Raw genomic sequence first — 22,414 nt, 5'->3', positions numbered from 1 at the left:
CAACTGCTTCTTCAGTTGAAGCTGAGGCCGCCCGTGTTGGCGTTGGTCAGGGTCCTGGCCTTGTAGTCGATGATGAAGTGGTCGCTGGGCTTGGCCGATCCCAGGCCCTTGAAGATGGCAAACACCTGCTTGAACTGGTTCTGGAACAGCACGTGCACGGCATTCTGGTCCGAAGGCTGGTCGCCGATCTTCACGATGGCGGCCGGCGCCGCCGGGAAGGCCGACATCAGCACCTTGTACATGGCCACGCGCTGGGCGCCCATGTCGCGCAGGGCCAGCTCGCCCGCATACACGGTGCGGTGGAAGTCGCCGTAGAACTCATATGCCGTGACCTTGGCGAAATCATCGAGTTTCAACCCGGCCGCCGTGGCCAGCTTGTCAGCTCTGGCGGTGGCGTCGGCCCAGTCGGCCGTCAGCTGGCTGGCGGCAACCGTCGTACCCGAGGCCGTGCCCTTGGCGGCGCAGCTGGCCGTCAGCGGCAGCACGCCCGGATTGTCCTTCAGCTGCGCCAGCGTAACCTTGGTCTGCAGCTGCGACAGTATCAGCATCTGGCGCGCGTCCAGCGCCATGGCCGCTTCCTTCATTTCGCACGGCCAGTAATCGCCCATGAAGCGCAGGCGCGACAGCTCGCCGAAATAGGTACGGGTGAATTCGCCATACGATTTGCTGTCCAGGATGCCGCGATTCCAGCGTTTGGCAATGTCGGACGCCGCCGTGCTGCCCTGCAGGTAGTCGTACTCCACCTGGTAGTAGGGGAACAGCTCGTTGTAGCCCTTGACCGTGTCCAGGCCCACAGTCTGCACGTCGACCCGATCCTTGTCCAGGAAGGTGACGATCTTGTAGGCCGCGCCAAACACGGCCAGCGAAGGCGACTGCACGTTGACCAGGTAGTTGCCGGACGCATCCTGGTAGTCATTGGTGCCGTTGAAGTGCATGTGGCCGCCCATGTGCAGGCGCAGGCCGGTATTGGCCACCGCCGTGGTGGTGGCGGCGGCCGGCATGCGCGTGACCTGGAAGGCGCCCGGCTTGAACACGGCCTTCATGGCGTCGGTCTGGTTGGCGTAGAAGTCCATGGTCGGATAGTGCGAGAACGAGATCACCTGCTTGCCCTGCGCCTTGGCGCGCGCCACCACCGACTTGACCCATTCCATCTGGTGGATCTTATGGGTCAGCATCTTGTTCCAGCCGGCGTCGCCCGCGTTGTCGAAGCCCTTGAAGGATGTCGGATTGGCCGGGTCGAACTTGGCGTTCGGCACGTGCACATTGACGTCCAGCGACAGCAGCCACAGGCCCTTGACCGGCTCCACCAGGTAGGACGCATCGGTGATGCTGGTGCAGTTGGTGTAGGTCTTGCCGGCCACCTTGTACTTGCCGCCCTCGCCTTCGGTGCAGATCTCGAACTGGCGCTTGGCCACGTCGGCGGCGGCCTGGGCCGCCTCGTAGCTGTATTTGCCGTCGGCATAGCTGCTGAACGGGGTTTCCCAGTACACGTCGGACTTGCTCGGCATGTAGCCGAAATCGCCCAGCTTGGCGATCAGCTTCTGGTAGCCCTGCTCCATCAGCTGGTTGGTGCATACCACGCTGGCGTCGCCAGCCTTGCAGGCGGCCGCGCCGGTGGCGTAGATCTTCTGCTCCTTGCCATCCTTGGTCAGGAAGTCGTTCTTGCCGGCCTCGTCGTCATCGTAGGGCTCGTTCGGATCGTGGTTGCCTGGCGCGATGAAGAAGCGCATGCCCTTGGCCTGGTATTCCTTGAGGATGTCGGTAATGCCATCGATGTTGATGGGCTGGGCGTCGTCCGAGATATCGCCCGGCAGGCCGACGAAGCGGATATTCCTGGCGTAGGCGTCATCGAGCGCGGCGCGGAAGGCGAAGTAGTTTTCGTTGAACAGCCGGGTCGAGGTCAGCTGCGCATACATGGTGCGGATGGTGGCGTTGCGGCCATCCTTGGTCGGGATGCCGGAGAATTTGCTGCTCTTCAGGTCGCCGTACACATTCTCAAAGTGCACGTCGCTCATGAACGCCACGCTGGGCAGCAGCACCGGATCCTCGGTGGCCGCCGTGACGGGCGGCTTGCCATCGCTGCCGCAGCCGGCCAGCACCGTCGCCAGCACGAGCGCGGCGGGTAGCTTTGTTTTCATGCTCTACTCCATTATGGTTGTGTAATGGAGCGCGATTCTCACATGCAAAAATGACAGGCTGACTACAAAATGGAAACGCTCTCATACATTTTTCATGCGGCAGCCTTGGCGGGAGTAGCCACGGCTGCCGCCGCCGGACGCCGTATCAGCATGATGATGCCGGCCGCCACCAGGCAAGCCGCACCGGCCGCAAACAGGGCCGGGTTGTAGGTCATCATCAGGGTGCGCACGCGGCCGGCGCCATAGGCGGCCACGGCAGCGCCCAGCTGGTGGCCGGCAAACACCCAGCCGAACACCATGCCCGCCCTCTCTTTGCCGAAGGTGGCGCCCGCCAGGCGCACCGTGGGCGGCACGGTGGCTATCCAGTCCAGGCCGTAGAACATGGCAAACAGCGACAGGCCGTACAGCGTGAATTCCGAATACGGCAGCCACAGCAGCGACAGCCCGCGCAGACCGTAGTACCAGGCCAGCAGCTTGCGGTTGTCGTAGCGGTCAGACAGCCAGCCCGACAGGACAGTGCCGACCAGGTCGAAGGCGCCCATCATGGCCAGCACCGAGGCGGCCGGCACCGGCCCCAGGCCGGCGTCGCCGCACAGCGAAATGAAGTGGGTCTGGATCAGGCCGTTGGTACTGAGGCCGCAGATGAAGAAGGTGGCGAACAGGATCAGGAACACGCGGTTGGTGGCCACGCCGGCCAGGATCTGGAACGGGGTAGCGAAGGTGATCTTCATGGCCGGGGGGGCGGCCGGCGGCGTGCCGGGCGCGGCGCCATACGGGGCCAGTCCGAGATCGGCCGGACGGTTGCGCATCAGCAGGAACACCAGCACCGCCATCACGGCGCTGGCCAGCAGCACCGGCAGCACCGCCATGCGCCAGCCGAAGTGTTCGATCAGCCAGGCGCCGACCGGCAGGAAGATCAGCTGCCCGGTGGCGGAACTGGCGGTCAGGATGCCGACCACCAGGCCGCGATGGGTGTCGAACCAGCGGTTGGACACCACCGCGGATAGTACCAGGGCCGTCATGCCGGAACCCACGCCCAGCATCACGCCCCAGAACAGCACCAGCTGCCAGAACTGCGTCATTTGCGTGGCCAGGCCCAGCCCGCCGGCCACCAGCGCCAGCGCCGTCACCACCACGTTGCGCAGGCCGAAACGCTCCATCAGGATGGCCGCGAACGGCCCCATCAGCCCGAACAGCACGAAGCGCACCGCCAGCGCGGACGAGATCTGCTCCACGTCCCAGCCGAACTCGCGGCTCAGCGGCTGCAGCAGCGCGCCGGGCAGGCCCAGCGCGGCGGAGGAACTGAGCGCGGTCAGGAAGGTGATGGCGACAATCACCCAGGAAAAATGGATGCCGCGCCGCTGCAGCCAGCCGGCCAGTGGTCGTGCAAGCATGATGCGTCCTCGAAAATGGATGGGTAGCCATTTTAAATTACGGTCATCATGAATGCAATCAAAAAGAAGGGCCGCAGCGGCGGCCCCAAGTCCGGCAATGGCGTCCGATGGACGCCCTGCCTCTACACGGATGGTCAGCGTTTTTCTGGCTGTTATTGTTTGATGCGCAGCGAGCTCTGCACATTGTTGACGCCCTTGACGTTCCTGGCCACATTGACGGCCTTGTCCACCTCGGCTTGCGAGGGCACGAAGCCGCTCAGCATCACGGTGCCGTTCTGGGTTTCCACGTGCACATCCATGGATTTCAGGGCCGGCTCGGCCACCAGTTCCGCTTTCACCTTGGTGGTGATGACGGAATCGGCCACGGCGTCGGCTGCCAGGGCAGTCTTGGTGCGGGTCATGCACGAGGCTTTTTCGGTGCCGCTCAGGTTGCTGCAATCCTCGCCGGTCTGGGCCATGTCGGCAGCCTGCTTGTCCGCCTTGGCGTCGTTGATGGCGGCGACCTGGGTCGATTTGGCCGAGCTCAGGCAGGAGTCCTTGTCGGCGCCGGCCATGGGAGCGCACTTGGCCTTGGCCACGTCGTACTCGGCGTCGGCCACGTCGATACGGGCTTTTTGCACCGACTTTTTATCGTTCTTGTATTTCATGGTGGCGTCGGCTTCGGCGCGGGCGCGGTTGGCCTTGGCCTCTTCCTGGCACACATCCTTGGCGTTGCCGGATTGCGAGTCGCAGGCCGCCTTGGCGGTCTTGTAGTCGGCGGCGGCCTGGTCGACCATTTGTTTATAAGCCACCTTGTCATTATTCGGAGCGGTAGCGGCGAAGCTGGCGCTGACAGCGCTGGCCAGAGCGAGGAAGACTAGCTTTTTCATGATGCATCCCTTTGTTGTGGTGGTTAACGGTGTCCATTAAACCTCCGCGATAACAGACTATCTGTGCGGGAACGTACGCAGAATGCTATCTGTTGCGCAACGAAACACGCGCGGTTTGATGCATTTCATTGACAGGAATGGGGCGCGGGAACACCATGGCCGGATGACTGATCGCCCACACATTCCCGAGGAAGTCGCCGACAATATGGCCGAGCGGTTAGGCACGCTAGAACTCAGCGCCGCAGTCATGCGCGCGAATTCGGCGACCAAGGAAGACCTGGCAAAACTGGCTGCGGAAGTGGCTGTGATCAAGTCCAACTACGTGACAAAAGACGACCTGCTCAAGGCGACCAATGCCCTGCTATGGAAGCTGATAGGCGTGGTGGCAAGTCTGGTGGCGGTAACATATTTTATTGCGCGCACGGCTGCGCCGCCCTATACCGCCGTACCGCAGCCACCACCAGCGGCTGCCATCACTCCCCGCTAGCCAAACCCCTGCGCCACAGCTGGCCGGCCTGCTCGGTCAGCGGCAACGCCGCTTCAAAGGCTGCGCCGCTGGCGGCCAGTTGCAGCCAGTTCCGGGTATCGTGCGAAATCGCCACTGCCGCGCCGGGCTCCGGTTCGCGCACCTGGCGCAGCCAGCCGGCCACCTCGGCATACTGGCCCGGATGGCGCTGCTGCATCCAGGCCAGCGCCCGCAGGTCGGCGTAGCCTTCCTCGCGCTGGGTCTGCAGCAACTGCTCGGCCTGCAGGCTGTTCTGCGCGGATGCCGCGAAACCGGCCGGCAACTCGTGCCACACACCCTGCGCCTGGCGCCAGCAATGGCCAATTTCATGCGCCGCCATGGCTTCTATCATCAGGCCGCGCTGCGCTTGCGGCAGTTTTTCCAGGATGGTTTCGGCAGCCGGATTGCCGCGCAGCGACAGCACCAGCTTGCAGCGCCCGTTCATGTAGCCCATGGCCAGCGGCACGTCGTTGGGACCGGCTTGCGGCTGCACCACGATATCCATGGGCAGCTTCAATTCCTGCTTGGCGTAGTTGATGACCGGCAGCGCGGCGGTCAGCCAGCGCGTTTCCATCTCAGTGAGATCAGCCGCGCAAGACCCGCCGCTCAGCAGGCATAGAGAAGAAAACAGGGAGTAGATGAGTTTGTGCATGGCTGGAGTCCTTGCACCCACTCTAGCATGCCTTACAGCAATCAAATTGCCGCAAGGCATGCGTACAACAGATTTATTACTACGTAGACGAAACTGTACAGTTACTTGCCCAACAAGCTATTGGCCGTCGTGAACGATGGGCGGATATCGTTGGGCACGGCCTTCATCTTGTCCAGCGCCTTCTGCACGTCGGGACGTATCACCACGTACTTGGCCATCATGTCCCTGGCGCGCGCATAGTCGCCGGTGGCTTCGATGGTCAGGAACTCGCGGTCCAGGTCCGCCACGGCCTGTTTGATCTTCCTGAAGTCCACCGCGAAGGTGCCTTCGCCGTGCGAGACGAAGCCGCCCTTGTCCAGCAGGTAGTTCATCTGTATCGCCATGCCGCGCGCGTGCGAGTCGGTCAGGCCGAAATGCAGGGTGCGGAAGCCGGAAGCCAGGAAGGTGGTGTACAGCTTGCGCTCGGCCGCCTCGCCCTGCCCCAGCACGCCTTTCAACTGGCCCTGGTCCATCATGTAGCGCAGCGCGTACAGGCCGGTGATGTCGGCCTTGGCTTCCTCGATGGTGGAATAGGCTTCCTTCAAGTCCTGGCGCGGGGTCGATTCCTTGCCGCCCGCCTTGGTGATGTGCGGTCCCAGGCCGTGCGTGATCTCGTGCGCCAGGATGTGGGTGAAGAAGGAATCGAAATCGACATCCTTCTGGTCCGCAGGCTTGAGCACCAGCCTGGCGATGGGCGTCAAGGTGGCCTTGAACTTGGCCTGCTGCACATTCTTCAGCATCACGCGCTTGGAGCCGCGCTGGCTGATGATGCGCTCATCGTTGGGCAGGTTGTAGGCGGCGGTCTGCACGCCCATGTTGCCATCGCCTGCGCCGTAAACCTGGTTCACCACCACCATGGGCGCCGCCCCGCCCACCTTGGGATTACGGTACTGGGCGTCCAGCGGCAGGTTGTCCTCCAGCTCCTGCAGGTGCTTGGCGAAGAAGTCCAGCTTGCGGGTTTCCTTCTCGTCGCGCACGTTCACATAGGCTTCGAAGGCGGCCTTGTAGCCGAACAGCTCGTCGTTGTAGGTTTCGTAGGGACCGAAGGTGATGTCGACCGGGGCGTCCAGGTCCATCCAGGCGAAGTCCGACGCCAGGTAGTCGTTGGACAGCAGCGCATCGGCGCGCAGGCTCAGGAACTTCTTCAGCGAGGCGTTATCGGTATCGGCGGCGGCGCCGCGCAGCAGGGCGGCGGCCTTTTCCAGCTCGGGCCGGTACTCATCCGAATACTTGACGATCTTGAACTGGCCATCGGCGCCGCTGCGGATGGTGGTGAAGAACCACTGCGCCTGGTTTTTCTGGTCGGCCGGCAGGCCGTTCATCCAGCTCTCCAGCGCCGCCTTGCTGGCACCGGCCGGATAGAAATTGCCGCCTTCCGGCTTCTTGGCCGGCACCTGCACGCCGCCCACCTCGGCCGGCAGGAAGGACTGGTGGTCGTCCAGGATGGACCACGGGCCCTTGTTGAGCCAGAAGTAGTCCAGGCGCGCCTTGCCCAGCGGGGTGGTGTCCTTCTTCAGCGCGGCCCACAGGGCTTCGTTGCCTTCCCAGCGCTGGCGCAACTGCAGCACGTCCAGGATCCTGGCCGCTTCGATCAGCTTGGCGATGGCGCGCTTGTCGCCGGCGGACAGGTGGGAGGTATCGGCTTTCAGTTCGACCGGCGCATAGCGCCGTGTCATCTTGGCCAGGTCGTCCAAGCTGGCGGGCGCCGCTTGTACGCTGGCGCCGGCGACAGCCAGGGCCAGGGGAATCAGGAGTTTTTTCATGGGGCCTAAGGGGTGGTGATGGTAGCGGGCCATTGTGCCATTTCCACCCCCGCCTTGCCAGACCTTGCAAACCTTTACGGCCAGCCCCCCGTGCACGCCTGGCATCGGTAACGCTACGGACCAGCGGCACCGCTGCCGCTGGCCTCTTCGCGTAACCGTTTGAAGCGTGGCTTGGAACCCGTTTCAAAATGAGCAGGGCCAGGCGCGGCGACGCAGGCGGTGCGCCTGCACGGCAAGGAGCGGCAACGACGCCATGGTCTTTTTGCAACGGGTTCTTACTGCTTGATGCCGCCGTTCTGCGCCACCGAGGCCAGCGCCGGCGAAGGCTGCCAGCCGGCGCCCAGCGAACGGGCCACGGCCACCGTCGCCAGCAGGCGCTGGGTCTGGATCTGCACGGCGGCGCGGTCGGCCGCCAGCGCGCTGCGCTGGGCGTCGGTCACGTCCAGGTAGGTCGACACGCCGCGCTCGTAGCGGGCGCGCGCCACCAGGTAGCCGCGCGCCGCCGCCACTTGCGACGCCTGCTGCGCCTGGCCCTGCAGCTGGCGCTGCTGGACGTCGGACAGCGCATCTTCCACTTCACGCAGCGCGGTCAGCAGCTTGCCCTCGTGGTTGGCGATGGCTTCCTCGTAGCGCGACTTGGCGATGGCCAGGTTGGACTTGTTGCGGCCACCGTCGAAGATGGGCAGCGACAGCGCCAGCGGGCCGACGCTGAACTGGCGCGAACCGCCCTTGGCCAGTTCGCGCAGGCTCTCGGACGCAAAGCCGAAATTGCTGGTCAGCGACAGCGAAGGATAAAAGGCGCCTTCGGCCACGCCGATCTGGGCATTGGCCGCGCGCAGCGTGGCCACGCTGCCGGCCAGGTCGGGACGCTGGGACAGCAGGCTGGCCGGCAAGCCGACCGGAATGGCCGGCGGCTGCGGCAGCGCCTGGGCGCTGGCGGTGGCCGGCAGCTGCAGGCTGGAGGGCGAGGCGCCCACCAGGGTGGCCAGGGTGTGCTCCAGCAGGTTGCGCTGGCGCTGCACCTCGTGCAGGTCGGCCTGGGCGTTGGCGCGCTCGATGCGGGCGCGAGACACGTCCAGCTCATTCGACAGGCCGGCGTCGAAGCGTGCCGTCACCAGTTCCTCGCTTTCCTTGCGGGTGTCCAGGGCGCCGTTCAGGATGGCGATTTCCGCATCCAGGCCGCGCAGCTGCCAGTAGGTGGTGGCCAGTTGCGAGGACAGCACCAGCAGCACGCCGTCGCGGTCCGCCTCGGCCGCCAGCGCTTGCGCGTCCGATGCTTCGACCAGGCGGCGCACGCGGCCCAGCAGGTCGACTTCATACGACAGCGCGGCGCCCACCTGGTAGTTGTTGCCTTCGATGGAACGGCCGCCCAGGGCCAGGCCCTGCGAGGTGTTGGCCGAGGTGCGCGAGTTGGATATGCCGGCGTTCACGCTCAGGTTGACCTGCTCGTTGGCGCGCGACAGGTTGGACTGCTGCTGCGCCTGCACCAGGCGCTGGGCGGCGGCCTTGACGCTGGGGTTGTCGCGCAGCGCGGTCTGCTCGAGGCGGTTCAGGGTCTCGTCGTTGAACACGGTCCACCACTGGGCCGGCAGGCGCGCGGCGCTGTCCTGTGCCGCACCTTGCGGGGCGTGGCGGAAGCTGGCGTCGGCCACGTTTTTCGGCGCGGTGAAGTCAGTGCCCACGGTGGCGCAGCCGGTGGCGGCCAGCGCCACGGCCACGGCCGCGGTCAGGCGCTTGAGGGCGGAGTTCAGGGATGTTTGCATGGCTACCTCGAATTTGTATAAATTGTTTTCAGCGCGGGCGTTCAGTGCGCGCCGCCGCCACCGCCGCCGGAAGGGGCTTTGACCTTGTCGGAGAACCACAGCACGGCGATGCAGCCGAACAGCACGGCGGCCACCAGGAAGAAGCCATCGTTATAGGCCATCACGTAAGCCTCGCGCCGCACGATGCCGTCCACCGCCTTCAGGGCCATGTCGTAGGCCGCGGTGGAATCGAAGCCCTTGCTCATGAAGGACGCGGTCAGCGCATCCAGGCGCTCCTGGGTGGCGGCCGCGTAGCCGGTCACCGATTCGCCGATGCGCTGCGAGTGGAAGTGCTCGCGCGAGGTCAGCGCCGTGGCCAGCAGGGCGATGCCGATCGAGCCGCCCAGGTTGCGGGTCATGTTGATCAGGCTCGATGCCGACGGAATGTCCTTGGGCGCGATGCCGTTCATGGCGAAGTTGGACAGGGTCAGCATCACGAAGGGCTGGCCCAGGGCGCGCACCACTTGCGACACCAGCAGCTGGTCGTAGCCGGTGGTGGCGTCCATGTAGGCGTTCATCAGGCAGGAGCCGCCGAACAGCAGCAGGCCGAAGGTGCACAGGATGCGGTTGTCGATCCTGGCCGACAGCTTGGCCACGAAAGGCATGATGAACAGCTGCGGCAGGCCGGCCCACATGATCACCTCGCCGATCTGCATGGGCGAATAGCCGGGGATCTGCGCCAGGAACAGCGGCAGGATGAAGGCCGAACCGTACAGGCCCATGCCCATCGCCATCGACAGCGCGGTGGCCGCGAAGAAGTTGCGCTGGCCGTACAGCCCCAGGTTGACGAAGGGCTGCTTGCGGGTGGCGGCCGTCACCACCCAGCCCAAGAGGCCAACCACGGCCAGCGCGGCAAAGGTGTTGATGAAGGCGGAATCGAACCAGTCCTTGCTGTTGCCCTCTTCCAGGAACACGGTCAGGCTGCCCAGGCCCACGGCCATGAAGGCGATGCCCAGCCAGTCGGCATTGAACAGCTGCTCCAGCCTGGCCTTCTCGCTATCCAGGCCATAGGCGATGCCGCCGATCAGCAGCAGGCCCGGCACCCAATTGATGTAGAAAATGGAGGGCCAGCCATACAGCTCGCTCAGGTAGCCGCCCAGGGTCGGGCCCATGGACGGCGCCAGGGTCGCGGTCAGGCCGAAGATGGCCATGCCGGTGGCGCGCTTGGAGGCCGGCAGCTTGGCCATCACCAGCGTCATGGCCATGGGGATCAGGGCGCCGCCGGTGAAGCCCTGCAGCATGCGGAAGGCGATCATGGACGGCAGGTTCCAGGCGAAGCCGCACAGCGTGGAAAAGCCCAGGAACAGCGCCGTGGTGCCCATCATGTAGGCGCGCATGCCGAACACGCGGGTCAGCAGGCCGGTCATGGGAATCACGATGATTTCCGCCACCAGGTAGGCGGTGGCGATCCAGGAACCCTCCTCCTGGGTGGCGGACAGCGTGCCGAGGATATCCTTCAGCGAGGAGTTGGTGATCTGGATGTCGAGCACCGCCATGAAGGCGCCCAGCATGCCGGCCGCCACTGCGATCCAGGTGCGGCCGGACACCTTCTCGCCCACGGCCGGCGGACCCAGCGGCCTGGCGCCGGCGGGCAGTTGTTGTGTGGTGCTGCTCATGTCGGAACCCCGCGCTTACTGCTTGATCTTGACTTCGGCAATGGCCGACATGCCCGGCACCAGGCGGCCACTCAGAGCCTTCACGTCTTCCGGCTTGAAGGTGATCTTGACCGGCACGCGCTGTACGATCTTGGTGAAGTTGCCGGTGGCGTTATCGGCCGGCAGCAGTGCGAACTGGGCGCCCGAAGCCGGGGCGAAGCTGTCCACCTTGCCGATCAATTCCTTGCCGGGGATGGCGTCGATGGTGACCTTCACTTCCTGGCCGGGCTTCATGCTGGCCAGCTGGGTTTCCTTGAAGTTGGCGGTCAGCCATACGTTTTCCTGCACGATGGCGGTCAGCGACTGGCCGGCCGTGACGCGCTGGCCCACTTCCAGGGTGCGCTTGCCGATGCGGCCCGACACCGGCGCCACGATCCTGTTGTAGGCCAGCTGCTGCTGGGCGTCCTTCAGCTGCACCTTCAGCACATTGACCTGGGCTTTCAGCACGTCGCGTGCGGCGGTGGCCGAGGCAATCTGCGACTTGGCGGCGGCAGCGCTGTCGCGGCGCGCGGCCACGTCGGCGGTGGCGCTGGCGCGGGCCGCCACGGCGGCGTCCAGTTCGGCCTTGGACACGGCTTTCATCTGGCTGTTGTACAGCTGGCCGTAGCGCTCGGCGTCCTGTTTGGCGCGCACCAGCTGGGCTTCCGACTGGGCCACCTGGGCGGCGGCGGCGCTGGCCTGGGCTTTCACCTGGGCGATCTGGGCGTCCTGCTGCTGCACCTGTTGCTCGGCGCTGGCGATCTGGGCCTGGATCTGCTCCACTTTCACGCCCTGGTCGAACGGATCCAGGTCGGCGATCGGGTCGCCCGCCTTCACCATCTGGTTGTCATCGATGTAGACCTTGGTCACCACGCCGGCAATGCGCGACGAGACCGGGTGCACGTGGCCGGCCACGTAGGCATTCTCGGTCTCGACGAAGTTGGCGCTGCGGTACCACATATGGCCGCCAACGCCGATGGCCACGGCGGCCACCACGGCGGCGCCGATCAGCACCTTGCGGTTGGACTTGGCAGGGGCTGCTGGAGCGGCGGCCGGCGCGGGCGCGGCGGTCGGAGGCACGGCGCTGAGCACTTTTTGGTCTGCTTGGGGGGTGGACATGGGCTACTCCAGGGAATAAATGAAATGAGATAGGTGCATTATTGGCGAGCTGCCGGCCAAAGTCAAGAAATGAAACGATTGCATTTCATTTTAATTTGGCCGACAATACAGGCCATGAATACGACCACACCCACGGCTGCCGCAGAACCGGACCTGGATTGTCCGGAACTGAACGGGGTCAATATCAGCGACGCCATCCTGCCCTGCCTCAAGCCGCCGGCCGGGCGGCCGCGCGCCGCCGACAAGGAGGCGCGCCTGCTGGCGCTGCTGGAGACGGCCGGCCGCCTGTTCCTGGAAAAGGGCTACAGCAAGGTCAGCCTGGAGATGATCGCCCGCGAGGCCCACGTGGCGGTGCGCACCATCTATGTGAAATTCGGCGGCAAGGCCGGGCTGCTGCAGGCCGTGATCGCGGCCGGACGGGCGCGCTTCTTCGCCGGCATGGACAGCATGGAAACCGACAGCCGCCCGCTGGAAGCCATCCTGGACGGGTTCGCCCTGCGCTTCCTGGACCTGGTCAGCGCTCCGTCCTTTCTCAGCCTGCACCGCATGGTGGTGGCCGAGGCCATCGCCATCCCGGAACTGGCCGAATCCTTCTTCGAGGCCGGTCCCAAGCGCACCCGCGACGAGCTGACCAAGCTGTTTTCACGGCCCGACATCCGCGCCCGCTTGCGGCCCGAGCTCGGCACCGAAGTGCTGTGCGTGCACCTGCTGAACTGCATCATGGGCGACAGCATGATGCGCATGCTGTTCCCGCGCGCGCAGGACCCGGACGAGGCGTCACTGCAGGCGCAGGCACGGCTGGGCGTCGATCTCTTCCTGCGCAGCGTATTGCGCTAAGAAATGTGCGTTGGTACGCAGAGAAACTTTATCATTTGGTCTATACTGGTTTTTTTAGCATGGAGCCATTATGAGCAAGAGTAATCGACTGGACTGGAGCCGGCAGGTATCCCTGCTGAACGAAAGCATCAAGACCTTCCAGGCCAATCCTGGTGAGGAACAGCTGGACGCCGCCATCAAGCAGCTGCAGGCGTATGCCGAGGCAGCCCGCAACGGCGGCATCGAAATCCCCAGCCAATTCATCGCCAGCTAAACCACCACTCCCGGGCCGCCGTCCGCGCGGCCCGCATTCCACTCTCTTACCTCTTTACTTCACGGACGGTCGCGACGCGTAAGTCCAGCACGCCAGCGCCAGCAGGAAGCAAGCCAGTTCCACCCCTCCCAGATGCAGGGCGCTATCGAATACCAGCGGCGCCACCAGGCCGGAAATGGCCGTGAACACCAGCATCTGGATGAAGGTCACCAGCGAGGCGCACAGGCCGCGCATTTCGGGGAAGATGTCCAGCGTGGCCAGGTTCATGGACGGCAGGCTCAAACCCAGGCCAAAGGCGAACAGCATCATGGGCAGCACGCACCACGGCAGCAGCGGCGGCAGCAGGCTGTTGTAGCCCACGTTGGCCAGCGCCGCCACGCCCAGGCAGATCATCCCCAGCCGTATCACGCGCGCGGGCGCCATGCGCGTAGCCAGGCGCGCGCTGGCGGCCGAACCGATCACCAGCCCGCCTATCATGGGCACGAACAGCCAGGCAAAGGCGGTCTCCGGCAGGCCCAGGATGTTGACCACGTAGCTGGCGCCGGAGGCGATGTAGATGGCCTGGCCGCCAAAGGCGCAGCTGACCGCCAGCGCCCCGGCCAAAAAGCGCGGATGGCGCAGCGCGCGCCCGTAGTTGCGCAGCAAAATCGCCGGATGGAATGCGATCCGGCCTGCCGGCGGCAGGCTTTCCGCCACGCCGCGCCAGGTGGCCAGCAGCAGCACGGCCCCCACCAGGGTCAGGAAAAAGAACACGGAACGCCAGCCGAAGGCCGCCTGCAGGTAGCCGCCCATCACCGGCGCGATGGCCGGCGCCAGCCCGAACACCATGGTGATGTGGGCCATCAGGCGCTGCGCATCGGCGCCCTGGAAGCGGTCGCGCACGATGGCCTGGCCCACCACCCGCCCGGCCCCGGCCGACAAGCCCTGCAGCACGCGGAATACCAGCAGCCAGCCGAAGCTGGGCGCGAACGCCGCCCCGGCCGAGGCTAGAGTGAACATGACCAGCGACACCAGGATCACGGGCCGCCGCCCGAAGGCGTCGGACAGCGTGCCGTAGAACAAACTCATGAAGGAGAACGCCAGCAGGTAGGCGCTCAGCGTCTGCTGCACGGTCGCCATGCCGACCCCGAATTCGGCTCCGATCGCGTGGAGGGATGGCAGGAAGGTATCGACGGAAAAAGCGCCTATCATCGCCAGGCCGGCCAGCGTGATGGTGAGGGTCCAGGAATACAAAATAAGTCCAGCTAGTTAATCAGGCTGCCTGACTATATCAGAATTACAAACAATCAGCCGGATGAGCTTTGCCTGCAATATATGCACGCTTGCACATGCTAATATTTTAGTATCCCAACTCAGCCCGTCCAAGCATGCCGATTTTCTGGCGCCCTGCCCTGCTCCTCGCCTTGTTGGCCGGCCCGGCGCACGCCGCCACCATAGCCTTGTCCGGCCCGCAAGGCGCCGCCACCGTCCTGGCCGAGGATGACGCCACCATGCGCCTGGCCGCCGACCTGCTGCGGCGCGACCTGAAGGCCGTCGCCGGCCGCGAGGTACGCACCATCACCCGGCTGGACGATTGCGCCCGGGTCTGCATCGTCATCGGCCGGCATGACGCACCGCTGCTGCGCCAGCTGGCGCAGCGCGAGCAGCTGGACTTCGCCCCGCTCCAGGGCGAATGGGAGCGCTACGTGCGCACCGTCGCCACGCCTAAGGGCAAGCCCGGCACGCAGCTGCTGGTGATCGCCGGTTCCGACGCGCGCGGCGCCATCTACGGCGTGGTGGACCTGACCCGCGACCTGGGCGTCTCGGCCTGGGAATGGTGGGCCGACGTCACGCCCACGGCGCGCAGCAAGGTAGAGGTCAGCGCCGCACGCATCGTCTCCCAACGACCCTCGGTGCGCTATCGCGGCATCTTCCTCAACGACGAGGATTGGGGCCTGCAGCCCTGGGCCGCCCGGACCCACGACCCGGTGCACGACATCGGCCCCACCACCTATGCCCGCATCTTCGAGCTGCTGTGGCGCCTCAAGGCCAACACCATCTGGCCCGCCATGCATGACTCCACCAAACCCTTTTACCAGATCGAAGGCAACGCCAGGACAGCCAGCGAGTACGCCATCGTGGTCGGCACCTCGCACGCCGAGCCCATGATGCGCAACAACGTGCGCGAATGGCAAAAAAGCGATGGCGCATTCAACTTCTTCACCAACCGCGACGCCCTGGTGCGCTACTGGGAGCAGCGCGTACATGAGGTCAAGGACCACGAAAACATCTACTCGGTGGGCATACGCGGCGTGCACGACTCGGCCATGGAGGGTGCAACCACCGTGGACCAGGCGCGCGAGGGCGTGGCGGGCGTTATCGATATCCAGCGCGGCCTGCTGTCGCGCGCAACCGGCAAGCCGCCGGCACAGGTGCCGCAGGCGCTCACCGTGTACAAGGAGGTGCTGGACATCTACAACAGCGGCCTGCAGCTCCCGGACGACATCACCCTGGTCTGGCCCGACGATAACTATGGCTACCTGCACCAGCTCAGCACCCCGGCAGAGGCCAGGCGCGGCGGCGGCGCGGGTATCTACTACCACCTGTCCTACTGGGGCCGCCCGCATGACTACCTGTGGCTGGCCACTACCCATCCGGGCCTGGTGCGCGACCAGCTGCAGCGCGCCGCCGCTACCGGGTCCGACCGCCTCTGGATCGCCAACGTGGGCGACATCAAGCCCGGCGAATACCTGACCCAGTACTTCCTCGACCTGGCCTTCGACCACCGCCTGCTGGGGCAAGGCGCCAGGCAGCACCTGCAAGCCTGGACCGCCATCCAGTTCGGCCAGCGCCAGGCCGGCGCCATTGCCGACATCCTGCAGGAATATTACGACCTGGCCTGGGAACGGCGCCCGGAATTCATGGGCTTTAGCCAGACCGAACCCACCACGCCCACGCGCCAGACCGACTACCTGCAGTCCGGTGGCGAGGAAGCCGAGCAGCGCCTGGCGCGCTACCAGGCGCTCACACTGCGCGCGCAAGCCGTCGCCGCCGACCTGCCAGCCGAACGCCAGGACGCCTACTACCAGCTGGTGCTGTACCCGGTGCGCGCCGCCGCCAGCCTGAACACGCGCATCCTCAAGCTGGACCTGGCCGCGCAATACGCCCGCATGGGGCGGCCCTCGGCCCAGCTGTACGCGCGCCAGGCGCAGGCCGCGCAGGACGCCATTGCCGCCGATACGGCGCACTACAACGCGCTCAAGGGCGGCAAGTGGCGCGCCATGATGGACGCTGCTCCGCGCCGCCTGCCGGTGTTCCTGCCACCGCTGTTCCCCAGCTACGGCAAGCCGGCGCGCAGCGACTGCGGCCTGGCCTACCCGACGCCGCTGTCGGCACAGGGCGCCACGCTGGCCTACACCAGCGGCCGTCCCGAGACCAAGACCCTGACCGTGATCCAGTATGGCGCCACGCCGCTGGACTGGTCGGCGTCTGCGCCGGCGGGACTGGGGCTGTCCGCCAGCGGCGGCAAGCTGGAGGAAGCCAATGGCTACGAACAGCGCATCGACGTGCGCTACGACGGCAAGGGCGCCGTCACGCCGCTGCGCATCCGCTGCGGCGCGGCGCAACTGCAAGTCAAGGTACAGCTGGCGCCCGGCGCGCCGGACGGATTGGCCACCGAGCACGAGAGCATCATCACCCTGCCCGCCGCCACGGCCAGCGCAAGCGCAGGCTGGTCCGCCATCGACGTGGGCAGCTTCGGCACGGCCATGCGCTCGGACTTGTCCCTGCCCTCGCGCGATGCGGCGCAGGCCGAAGCCGCACCGGCGCTGCGCTACGCCTTCCAAAGTAACAGCAAGGGCGCGGCCCGGCTGAAAATCGTCGCGGTGCCGGTGCATCCCCTGACCGCCGGCAATCAGCTGCGCATTGCCGTGCGCATCGACCAGCAGCCCTGGCAGGTGCTGGACTATGCCACCCACGGCCGCAGCGACGAATGGAAGAACAATGTGCTTTCCAACGCCGCCGTGCGCACACTGGCGCTGCCCGATTTGCCCCCGGGCCGCCACCAACTGGCCATCCATGCGCTTGATCCCGGTTTCGTGCTGGACCGGGTGGAAATCAGCTACGACGGCGCCCCGGTGTACTACGGGAAGGCGGCGCTGCGCTGAAAACACTGCTTTTGTGCAACGCAAAATATCACTCGATTTTCGTGTAAAACCGCGCTAACATAAACTTCGTACACCATGATTTTCTTCAGGAGATCAGCATGGAAGGCACGGTCGGATTCACGGACAAGCACTGCCGCATCGCCGTCGAAACGGACGGCGGCTACAGCGTCTGCAACCTCCTGGTCGGCAACGCGTCACCGGGGGATGTTCTCTGCGGCAAGCTCGATCAGGAAGGCAGCACCGGGCGCTGGTTCAACCTCACCTCGGCCACCCGCATGGTGGTGTATGTCGAATCAGCCCACGTCTCGCGCGACGACGCTTGCCAGCTGCTCAGCGCGGCTTAGCATCCCAGGGCGCCACCGGGCCGCCGAAGCGCTGCGCCAGGAAATCCACCAGCAGGCGCAAGGCCAGCGGCTGGTGCTGGCGCGATAGATAAATCGCGTGTATGCCCAGCACTTCCGGCTCCTCGTCCGGCAGCAGCTGGACCAGGCGGCCGCTGCGCACATCATCGCCCAGGTAGTAAGTCGGCAGCATGGCGATGCCGGCGCCGGACAGCACGGCGCGCCGCAGCACCGAGGTTTCGTTGGTGTGGAAAGTCCATTGCACGGGCGCCTCGCGCGTCACCCCATCGCGTGTGAACCGGTACTGCTTGCCGATGCCGAAAGCGTGCGCGATGCAGCGGTGCTTGCGCAACTCGTCCACCGTGACCGGCACGCCGTAGCGCTCCAAATACTGGGGCGAGGCGCACAGCATGGAGCGGCACCGCGCCAGCGGGCGCGCGATCATGGCCGGGTCCAGCGTGTTGGTGATGCGTACCGCCAGGTCGACCCGGTCGCCCACCAGGTCGGCCGCCTTGTCGCCCACCGACAGCACGATTTCCACCTGCTCGTACAGGCGCTGGAAGTCCACCAGCGCGTCCGTCAGCTGGGCGTCGGCAAAGGAGCTGGCCGTGGTCACGCGCAGCACGCCGGCTGGTTCGCGGCTGCGCTCGGCCGCCAGGTGGCGCGCCTCCTCCGCGATATCGAGCATCTGGCGGCAGGCCGGCAGCGCCGCCAGCCCGGCGTCGGTCAGGCTGACCTTGCGCGTGGTCCGGTGCAGCAGGCGCGCGGCAAACCATTCCTCGATGGCCGCCAGGTAGCGGCTGACCATGGCGGCCGACATGTCCAGGTGCTCGGCCGCCTGGGTCAGGCTGCCCCGGTCAGCCACCGCCACGAAGACTTTTGCTGCCGTCAACCTATCCATTTCATCGATCCACGCAATAAATAATCAATTACAGTGAACTTTATCAAATAGTTCGCCGGACTTACAGTGTGCTCACTACAACCACACTGAAAGCCCAGCATGTCCTACACCAGCAAATTCCTGCGCCTCGTCTTCCCAGCCATGGCCGTGATGGCCGCCGGCGCCGCCAGCGCCGCCGACACCCCGCCCCTGACCATCAAGGTCTACAACGCCGACGCCAACAGCTTCCACGTCAACGCCGTGGTGGTCAGCGGCAAGAGCGAAGCACTGGTGATCGACAGCGGCTTTACCCGCGCCGATGCCCTGCGCGTGGCCGCCAACGTGCTGGACAGCGGCAAGACCCTGAAAACCATCCTCGTCAGCAACGCCGATCCCGATTACTACTTCGGCGCCGAGACCCTGAAAACCATCTTCCCGCAAGCGCGCGTGGTGGCCACGCCTGCCGTGCGCGAAAAAATCCAGGCCAAGCTGGCCGGCAAGCTGGCTTTCTGGGGGCCGAAGATGGGCGCCAACGCGCCGCGCCAGCCCATCGTGCCGGAAGCCCTGTCCGGCAACACGCTGAGCGTGGATGGCGAAACCGTTGAACTGCGCGGCACCACGGGCGAACTGGCGCATCGGCCCTACGTCTGGATCCCGTCGATCAAGACCGTGGCAGGCAATATCGCCATCTTCGGCAACCTGCACGTGTGGACTGCCGATACGCAGAAGGCCAGCGAACGCAAGGCCTGGCTGGCGCAGCTCGATGAGATCGAAGCCCTGCATCCGGCCACCGTCATCCCTGGCCACATGGCGGCCGGCACGGCGCTGGACGTGAGCGCCGTGCGCTACACCCGCAACTACCTGCAGCGCTTCGAGAGCGAAGCGGCCAAGGCCCGCAACAGCGCCGAACTGATCGCCGCCATGCAGCAAGCCTATCCGCAGGCCGGCCTGGGCATCGCGCTCGACATCGGCGCCAAGGTCAACAAGGGCGAGATGCAGTGGTAAGCCTGCGGCGGCAAGCGGGCGCCATCAAGCGGCCGGCTTGCCGTTGACGGTGACGTTTTCCTTCACCACGTTAGTGGCGCCCGTCACCTGGAGCTGGGCCTGCCCCAGCGTCACGTCGAAGTCCTTCAACAGGATGTCGCTGATGGTGGTCTGGCCTGGATTGGGCTGGATGGCGCCAAAGCTGCCGAAGCGTCCCTTGACGCCGATCGCGCTGATGTTGCGCACCGTGGACTTGGGCGGCGCCTCGCCCTTCAAGTCCTTGTACTGGCTCCAAGGGACGATGGAAATGATGCGCCCGTCCCGCGCATCCAGCGTGATATTGCGGATGTGGATGTTCTCGTAGCGCTGCGGCGTATCCGGCCGCAGCTTCAGGTGCAGCACGATGCCGACATCCTGCACCGTGCAGTTTTCCACGATGACGTCGCGCACGATGGTCGCCTCGCTGCCGGCCGTCATCATGGCGTGGCCGCGCCTGAACACGCAATTGCGCACCAGGATGTGCTCGACAGGCGGGCTGTCCTGGTCTTCCATGGCGCGCGGGCCCTTGGACCCCTTGGCGGCAATGCAGTCGTCGGTGACGGAGAAATGGCAGCCTTCCACCAGCACGTTCTGGCAGCTGTCCAGGTCGATGCCGTCCGTGCTGGGCGCTTGCTTGTAGTCGTCCGGCACCTGGAAGCGGGCGTTGCGCACCACCACGTCCTGGCAGCGGTACAGGTGCAGATTCCAGAATTGCGAATCCTTGAAGGTGACGCCCTCCACCACCACCCCGCGCGAGTTGTCGATCAGCGCCAGACGCGCGCGCGGCACGCCCAGGTTGGGGAAGTTGCCCTGGTCCTTGACCTGGGCGCGCAGCTTCCAGAACAGGTCCCAGATCGGGCGGCCGGCGCCGTCCAGCGTGCCTTGCCCGGTGATCCTCAGGCCGTCGCAGCCGCTGGCGTTGATCAGGGCCGGATTGAACTTGTCCTCGAAGTGGCCTTCGATGCGGGTGCGACGGGGCGGGAAGTTGCTCATGTCGGTCGAGCACTTCAGCACCGCGCCCTGGTCCAGATGCAGGTGCACGCCGGGCTTGAGGAACAGCGCGCCGCTGACAAAGACGCCAGGCGGCACCACCACCGTGCCGCCCCCCTGCGCGGCCAGCTGGTCGATGGCGGACTGGATGGCCCGGGTGTTGATGGTGGCGTCGTCTGCCACGGCGCCGAAATCGGTGATGTTGGCGCGTTTGGGTTCCTGGGCAATTGCCGGGACGGCGGCCAGCAGGGGCGCGGCAAGCATGGACAGGGTCAAACGGCGGCGGGTGATGGCGTTGGTGGTCATGGAAACCTTCCGAGATGGGTGACGATCGCCATGCTAAGGCAAGCAGCCCGGATAGAGCGCATTTTGTGGTTCAATTTGCTGATTATTGGACCCTCGGCATGGGACTGCCTGTCATATGGGCTACTGTCAGCCTGGGCGCGATTCCGGTATCATTCAGCATGAGCACGATTTCTTTCTCTCCTTTCGTCATCGGCGTTGCCGGCGGCAGCGGCAGCGGCAAGTCCACGGTGTCGCAGCAAGTGCTGGCTTCGTTTGGCGCCGACATGGTCTCGGTGGTCATGCAGGACGATTACTACTGCGACCAGACCCACCTCACCCCGGAAGTGCGCCGCCAGCAGAACTACGACCATCCCCAGGCTTTCGACTGGCCCCTGCTGGTGCAGCACGTCCAGGCCCTGCGCAATGGCGAGCCGATCGCCATGCCGGAATACGATTTCACCATCGACAACCGCTCCGACCGCACCATCCCCGTCAAGCCGGCCCCGGTGATCGTGATCGAGGGCTTGTTCGCCTTGTACGACCCCGACTTGCGCGACATGATGTCGCTGAAAATCTACGTCGACACCGCTTCCGACATCCGCTTCATCCGCCGCATGCAGCGCGATATCACGGAGCGCGGACGTTCGGTGGAAAGCGTGGTCAGCCAGTACCTGGGCACCGTGCGGCCCATGCACAAGCAGTTCATCGAGCCGACCAAGCGCCATGCCGACGTCATCATTCCACATGGCGCCAATGGGCCGGCGGTGGACATGATCACCACCAAGGTGGCCAGTGTGATCGGGCAGTTGCAGCGGCCGTAATAGCGCCCGGGGCCTGCCGCTGCGGCCGCAGTTCCGGTATCATTCGGCATGAATACGATTTCTTTCCAACCGTTTATCATTGGTGTCGCAGGCGGTAGCGGCAGTGGCAAGTCCACCGTGTCCCAGAAAGTGCTGGCCGCGTTCGGCTCGGAGATGGTCTCGGTAGTGATGCAGGACGACTACTATTGCGACCAGACCCACGTCAGCCCCGAAGTCCGCGACCAGAAGAATTACGACCATCCCGAGGCCTTCGAGTGGCCCTTGCTGGTGCAGCATGTCCAGGCCTTGCGCAATGGCGAGGCGATCGACATGCCCGAGTACGACTTCACCATCCACAACCGCTCCACCCGCACCATCCGCGTCAAGCCGGCGCCGGTGATCGTGATCGAGGGGCTGTTCGCCCTGTATGACCCGGATTTGCGCGACATGATGTCGCTCAAGATCTTTGTCGATACCGCGTCGGATATCCGCTTCATCCGGCGCATGCAGCGCGACATCACTGAGCGCGGGCGCTCGGTGGCCAGCGTGGTCGGGCAATACCTGGAGACCGTGCGGCCCATGCACAAGCAATTCATCGAGCCGACCAAGCGCCATGCCGATATCATCATTCCGCACGGAGCCAATGGGCCGGCGGTGGATATGATTACCACCAAGGTGGCTAGTGTGATTGGGCAGGCGCAGCGGGATTGAGGTTCATGTCACCAATCTCAACGCAAGTTTAGATAGCGCAGAACCACACCCTACGAGAACGTTCATGCTTGGCTTTCGCCAACAGAACGTATGGAGGGTAGGTATGCGCAGCTCATCGCATGTGAAATGGACGCTGTTTGTAGCGTTAGTTAGCTCTCACTTGATCCTGACTTGGTTTGCGGTCGAATTGATGTGGGATTTCTGGCTCATCGCTGCGATGGGACCGGCTCTGAT

The 22,414-nt window shown here is 65.1% G+C and carries 19 protein-coding genes; 8 read left to right on the top strand and 11 right to left on the bottom strand.

Annotated elements, in window-relative coordinates; genetic code table 11:
• Positions 1-11: 11 nt before the first annotated feature.
• The 3 genes from ACLB1G_RS13920 to ACLB1G_RS13910 all read right to left on the bottom strand — a co-directional run bounded on the left by ACLB1G_RS13920 (position 12) and on the right by ACLB1G_RS13910 (position 4,401).
• On the bottom strand, positions 12-2,138 hold the full coding sequence (locus ACLB1G_RS13920) for a metallophosphoesterase (RefSeq protein ID WP_491627820.1): 2,127 nt from the start codon (positions 2,136-2,138) through the stop codon (positions 12-14).
• Between the two features lie 92 nt (positions 2,139-2,230).
• Positions 2,231-3,532 (bottom strand): MFS transporter, encoded by a 1,302-nt coding sequence (locus ACLB1G_RS13915; protein WP_491627819.1) that lies wholly within the window; start codon positions 3,530-3,532, stop codon positions 2,231-2,233.
• A 152-nt stretch (positions 3,533-3,684) separates the two neighbouring features.
• Positions 3,685-4,401 (bottom strand): BON domain-containing protein, encoded by a 717-nt coding sequence (locus ACLB1G_RS13910; protein WP_491627818.1) that lies wholly within the window; start codon positions 4,399-4,401, stop codon positions 3,685-3,687.
• Between the two features lie 163 nt (positions 4,402-4,564).
• Between ACLB1G_RS13910 and ACLB1G_RS13905 the strand changes: the two genes are divergently transcribed.
• On the top strand, positions 4,565-4,888 hold the full coding sequence (locus ACLB1G_RS13905) for a hypothetical protein (RefSeq protein ID WP_491627817.1): 324 nt from the start codon (positions 4,565-4,567) through the stop codon (positions 4,886-4,888).
• Here the strand turns inward: ACLB1G_RS13905 and ACLB1G_RS13900 are convergent.
• The 5 genes from ACLB1G_RS13900 to ACLB1G_RS13880 all read right to left on the bottom strand — a co-directional run bounded on the left by ACLB1G_RS13900 (position 4,875) and on the right by ACLB1G_RS13880 (position 11,915).
• Entirely contained in the window at positions 4,875-5,558 is a 684-nt protein-coding gene (locus ACLB1G_RS13900; RefSeq protein ID WP_491627816.1) for a hypothetical protein, read from the bottom strand. The genes ACLB1G_RS13905 and ACLB1G_RS13900 overlap by 14 nt on opposite strands.
• Positions 5,559-5,659: 101 nt before the next feature.
• A complete protein-coding gene (locus tag ACLB1G_RS13895; protein ID WP_491627815.1) occupies positions 5,660-7,360 on the bottom strand; it encodes a DUF8614 domain-containing protein in 1,701 nt (566 codons plus the stop codon).
• Positions 7,361-7,635: 275 nt separating this feature from the next.
• Entirely contained in the window at positions 7,636-9,123 is a 1,488-nt protein-coding gene (locus ACLB1G_RS13890) for an efflux transporter outer membrane subunit (protein WP_491627814.1), read from the bottom strand.
• Between the two features lie 41 nt (positions 9,124-9,164).
• Entirely contained in the window at positions 9,165-10,778 is a 1,614-nt protein-coding gene (locus ACLB1G_RS13885; RefSeq protein ID WP_491627813.1) for a DHA2 family efflux MFS transporter permease subunit, read from the bottom strand.
• Between the two features lie 15 nt (positions 10,779-10,793).
• The gene (locus ACLB1G_RS13880; RefSeq protein WP_491627812.1) at positions 10,794-11,915 is read right to left on the bottom strand and encodes an HlyD family secretion protein; all 1,122 of its coding nucleotides are present in this window, start codon (positions 11,913-11,915) and stop codon (positions 10,794-10,796) included.
• Positions 11,916-12,029: 114 nt separating this feature from the next.
• Here ACLB1G_RS13880 and ACLB1G_RS13875 point away from each other — a divergent pair, with 114 nt between their 5' ends.
• Positions 12,030-12,752 (top strand): TetR/AcrR family transcriptional regulator, encoded by a 723-nt coding sequence (locus ACLB1G_RS13875; RefSeq protein ID WP_491627811.1) that lies wholly within the window; start codon positions 12,030-12,032, stop codon positions 12,750-12,752.
• 70 nt (positions 12,753-12,822) lie between these two features.
• Positions 12,823-13,005, top strand: a complete 183-nt coding sequence (locus tag ACLB1G_RS13870; protein WP_491627810.1) for a hypothetical protein — start codon at positions 12,823-12,825, stop codon at positions 13,003-13,005.
• 54 nt (positions 13,006-13,059) lie between these two features.
• Here ACLB1G_RS13870 and ACLB1G_RS13865 read toward each other — a convergent pair whose 3' ends face one another.
• A complete protein-coding gene (locus tag ACLB1G_RS13865) occupies positions 13,060-14,238 on the bottom strand; it encodes a multidrug effflux MFS transporter (protein WP_491627809.1) in 1,179 nt (392 codons plus the stop codon).
• A 134-nt stretch (positions 14,239-14,372) separates the two neighbouring features.
• Here ACLB1G_RS13865 and ACLB1G_RS13860 point away from each other — a divergent pair, with 134 nt between their 5' ends.
• Positions 14,373-17,150 carry a glycosyl hydrolase 115 family protein gene (locus tag ACLB1G_RS13860; RefSeq protein WP_491627808.1) on the top strand — a complete coding sequence of 926 codons (2,778 nt, stop codon included), beginning with the start codon at positions 14,373-14,375 and terminating at the stop codon, positions 17,148-17,150.
• Positions 17,151-17,248: 98 nt separating this feature from the next.
• On the top strand, positions 17,249-17,494 hold the full coding sequence (locus tag ACLB1G_RS13855) for a hypothetical protein (protein WP_491627807.1): 246 nt from the start codon (positions 17,249-17,251) through the stop codon (positions 17,492-17,494).
• Here ACLB1G_RS13855 and ACLB1G_RS13850 read toward each other — a convergent pair.
• A complete protein-coding gene (locus ACLB1G_RS13850) occupies positions 17,481-18,392 on the bottom strand; it encodes a LysR family transcriptional regulator (protein ID WP_491627806.1) in 912 nt (303 codons plus the stop codon). The two genes, ACLB1G_RS13855 and ACLB1G_RS13850, sit on opposite strands and share 14 nt — an antisense overlap.
• 99 nt (positions 18,393-18,491) lie before the next feature.
• Between ACLB1G_RS13850 and ACLB1G_RS13845 the strand changes: the two genes are divergently transcribed.
• A complete protein-coding gene (locus tag ACLB1G_RS13845) occupies positions 18,492-19,376 on the top strand; it encodes an MBL fold metallo-hydrolase (RefSeq protein ID WP_491627805.1) in 885 nt (294 codons plus the stop codon).
• Positions 19,377-19,400: 24 nt separating this feature from the next.
• On the opposite strand, the gene ACLB1G_RS13840 is transcribed toward ACLB1G_RS13845, so the two are convergent.
• On the bottom strand, positions 19,401-20,690 hold the full coding sequence (locus tag ACLB1G_RS13840; RefSeq protein WP_491627804.1) for a glycoside hydrolase family 28 protein: 1,290 nt from the start codon (positions 20,688-20,690) through the stop codon (positions 19,401-19,403).
• Between the two features lie 158 nt (positions 20,691-20,848).
• Here ACLB1G_RS13840 and udk (ACLB1G_RS13835) point away from each other — a divergent pair, with 158 nt between their 5' ends.
• Together udk (ACLB1G_RS13835) and udk (ACLB1G_RS13830) are read left to right on the top strand one after the other, a co-directional pair.
• Positions 20,849-21,490 carry a uridine kinase gene (udk, locus tag ACLB1G_RS13835; protein WP_491627803.1) on the top strand — a complete coding sequence of 214 codons (642 nt, stop codon included), beginning with the start codon at positions 20,849-20,851 and terminating at the stop codon, positions 21,488-21,490.
• Positions 21,491-21,538: 48 nt separating this feature from the next.
• A complete protein-coding gene (gene udk / locus ACLB1G_RS13830) occupies positions 21,539-22,180 on the top strand; it encodes a uridine kinase (RefSeq protein WP_491627802.1) in 642 nt (213 codons plus the stop codon).
• Positions 22,181-22,414 lie beyond the last annotated feature (234 nt).

The organism is Duganella kummerowiae (assembly GCF_053572355.1).
Note: the sequence above shows the minus strand (reverse complement) of the source record. Positions and strands in the feature narration are given on the sequence as shown.

Excerpts from the sequence above, each read along its gene's own strand:
- ACLB1G_RS13920 (WP_491627820.1), bottom strand. The coding sequence starts at position 2,138 with ATGAAAACAAAGCTACCCGCCGCGCTCGTGCTGGCGACGGTGCTGGCC.
- ACLB1G_RS13915 (WP_491627819.1), bottom strand. The coding sequence starts at position 3,532 with ATGCTTGCACGACCACTGGCCGGCTGGCTGCAGCGGCGCGGCATCCAT.
- ACLB1G_RS13910 (WP_491627818.1), bottom strand. The coding sequence starts at position 4,401 with ATGAAAAAGCTAGTCTTCCTCGCTCTGGCCAGCGCTGTCAGCGCCAGC.
- ACLB1G_RS13905 (WP_491627817.1), top strand. The coding sequence starts at position 4,565 with ATGACTGATCGCCCACACATTCCCGAGGAAGTCGCCGACAATATGGCC.
- ACLB1G_RS13900 (WP_491627816.1), bottom strand. The coding sequence starts at position 5,558 with ATGCACAAACTCATCTACTCCCTGTTTTCTTCTCTATGCCTGCTGAGC.
- ACLB1G_RS13895 (WP_491627815.1), bottom strand. The coding sequence starts at position 7,360 with ATGAAAAAACTCCTGATTCCCCTGGCCCTGGCTGTCGCCGGCGCCAGC.
- ACLB1G_RS13890 (WP_491627814.1), bottom strand. The coding sequence starts at position 9,123 with ATGCAAACATCCCTGAACTCCGCCCTCAAGCGCCTGACCGCGGCCGTG.
- ACLB1G_RS13885 (WP_491627813.1), bottom strand. The coding sequence starts at position 10,778 with ATGAGCAGCACCACACAACAACTGCCCGCCGGCGCCAGGCCGCTGGGT.
- ACLB1G_RS13880 (WP_491627812.1), bottom strand. The coding sequence starts at position 11,915 with ATGTCCACCCCCCAAGCAGACCAAAAAGTGCTCAGCGCCGTGCCTCCG.
- ACLB1G_RS13875 (WP_491627811.1), top strand. The coding sequence starts at position 12,030 with ATGAATACGACCACACCCACGGCTGCCGCAGAACCGGACCTGGATTGT.
- ACLB1G_RS13870 (WP_491627810.1), top strand. The coding sequence starts at position 12,823 with ATGAGCAAGAGTAATCGACTGGACTGGAGCCGGCAGGTATCCCTGCTG.
- ACLB1G_RS13860 (WP_491627808.1), top strand. The coding sequence starts at position 14,373 with ATGCCGATTTTCTGGCGCCCTGCCCTGCTCCTCGCCTTGTTGGCCGGC.
- ACLB1G_RS13855 (WP_491627807.1), top strand. The coding sequence starts at position 17,249 with ATGGAAGGCACGGTCGGATTCACGGACAAGCACTGCCGCATCGCCGTC.
- ACLB1G_RS13850 (WP_491627806.1), bottom strand. The coding sequence starts at position 18,392 with ATGGATAGGTTGACGGCAGCAAAAGTCTTCGTGGCGGTGGCTGACCGG.
- ACLB1G_RS13845 (WP_491627805.1), top strand. The coding sequence starts at position 18,492 with ATGTCCTACACCAGCAAATTCCTGCGCCTCGTCTTCCCAGCCATGGCC.
- ACLB1G_RS13840 (WP_491627804.1), bottom strand. The coding sequence starts at position 20,690 with ATGACCACCAACGCCATCACCCGCCGCCGTTTGACCCTGTCCATGCTT.
- udk (WP_491627803.1), top strand. The coding sequence starts at position 20,849 with ATGAGCACGATTTCTTTCTCTCCTTTCGTCATCGGCGTTGCCGGCGGC.
- udk (WP_491627802.1), top strand. The coding sequence starts at position 21,539 with ATGAATACGATTTCTTTCCAACCGTTTATCATTGGTGTCGCAGGCGGT.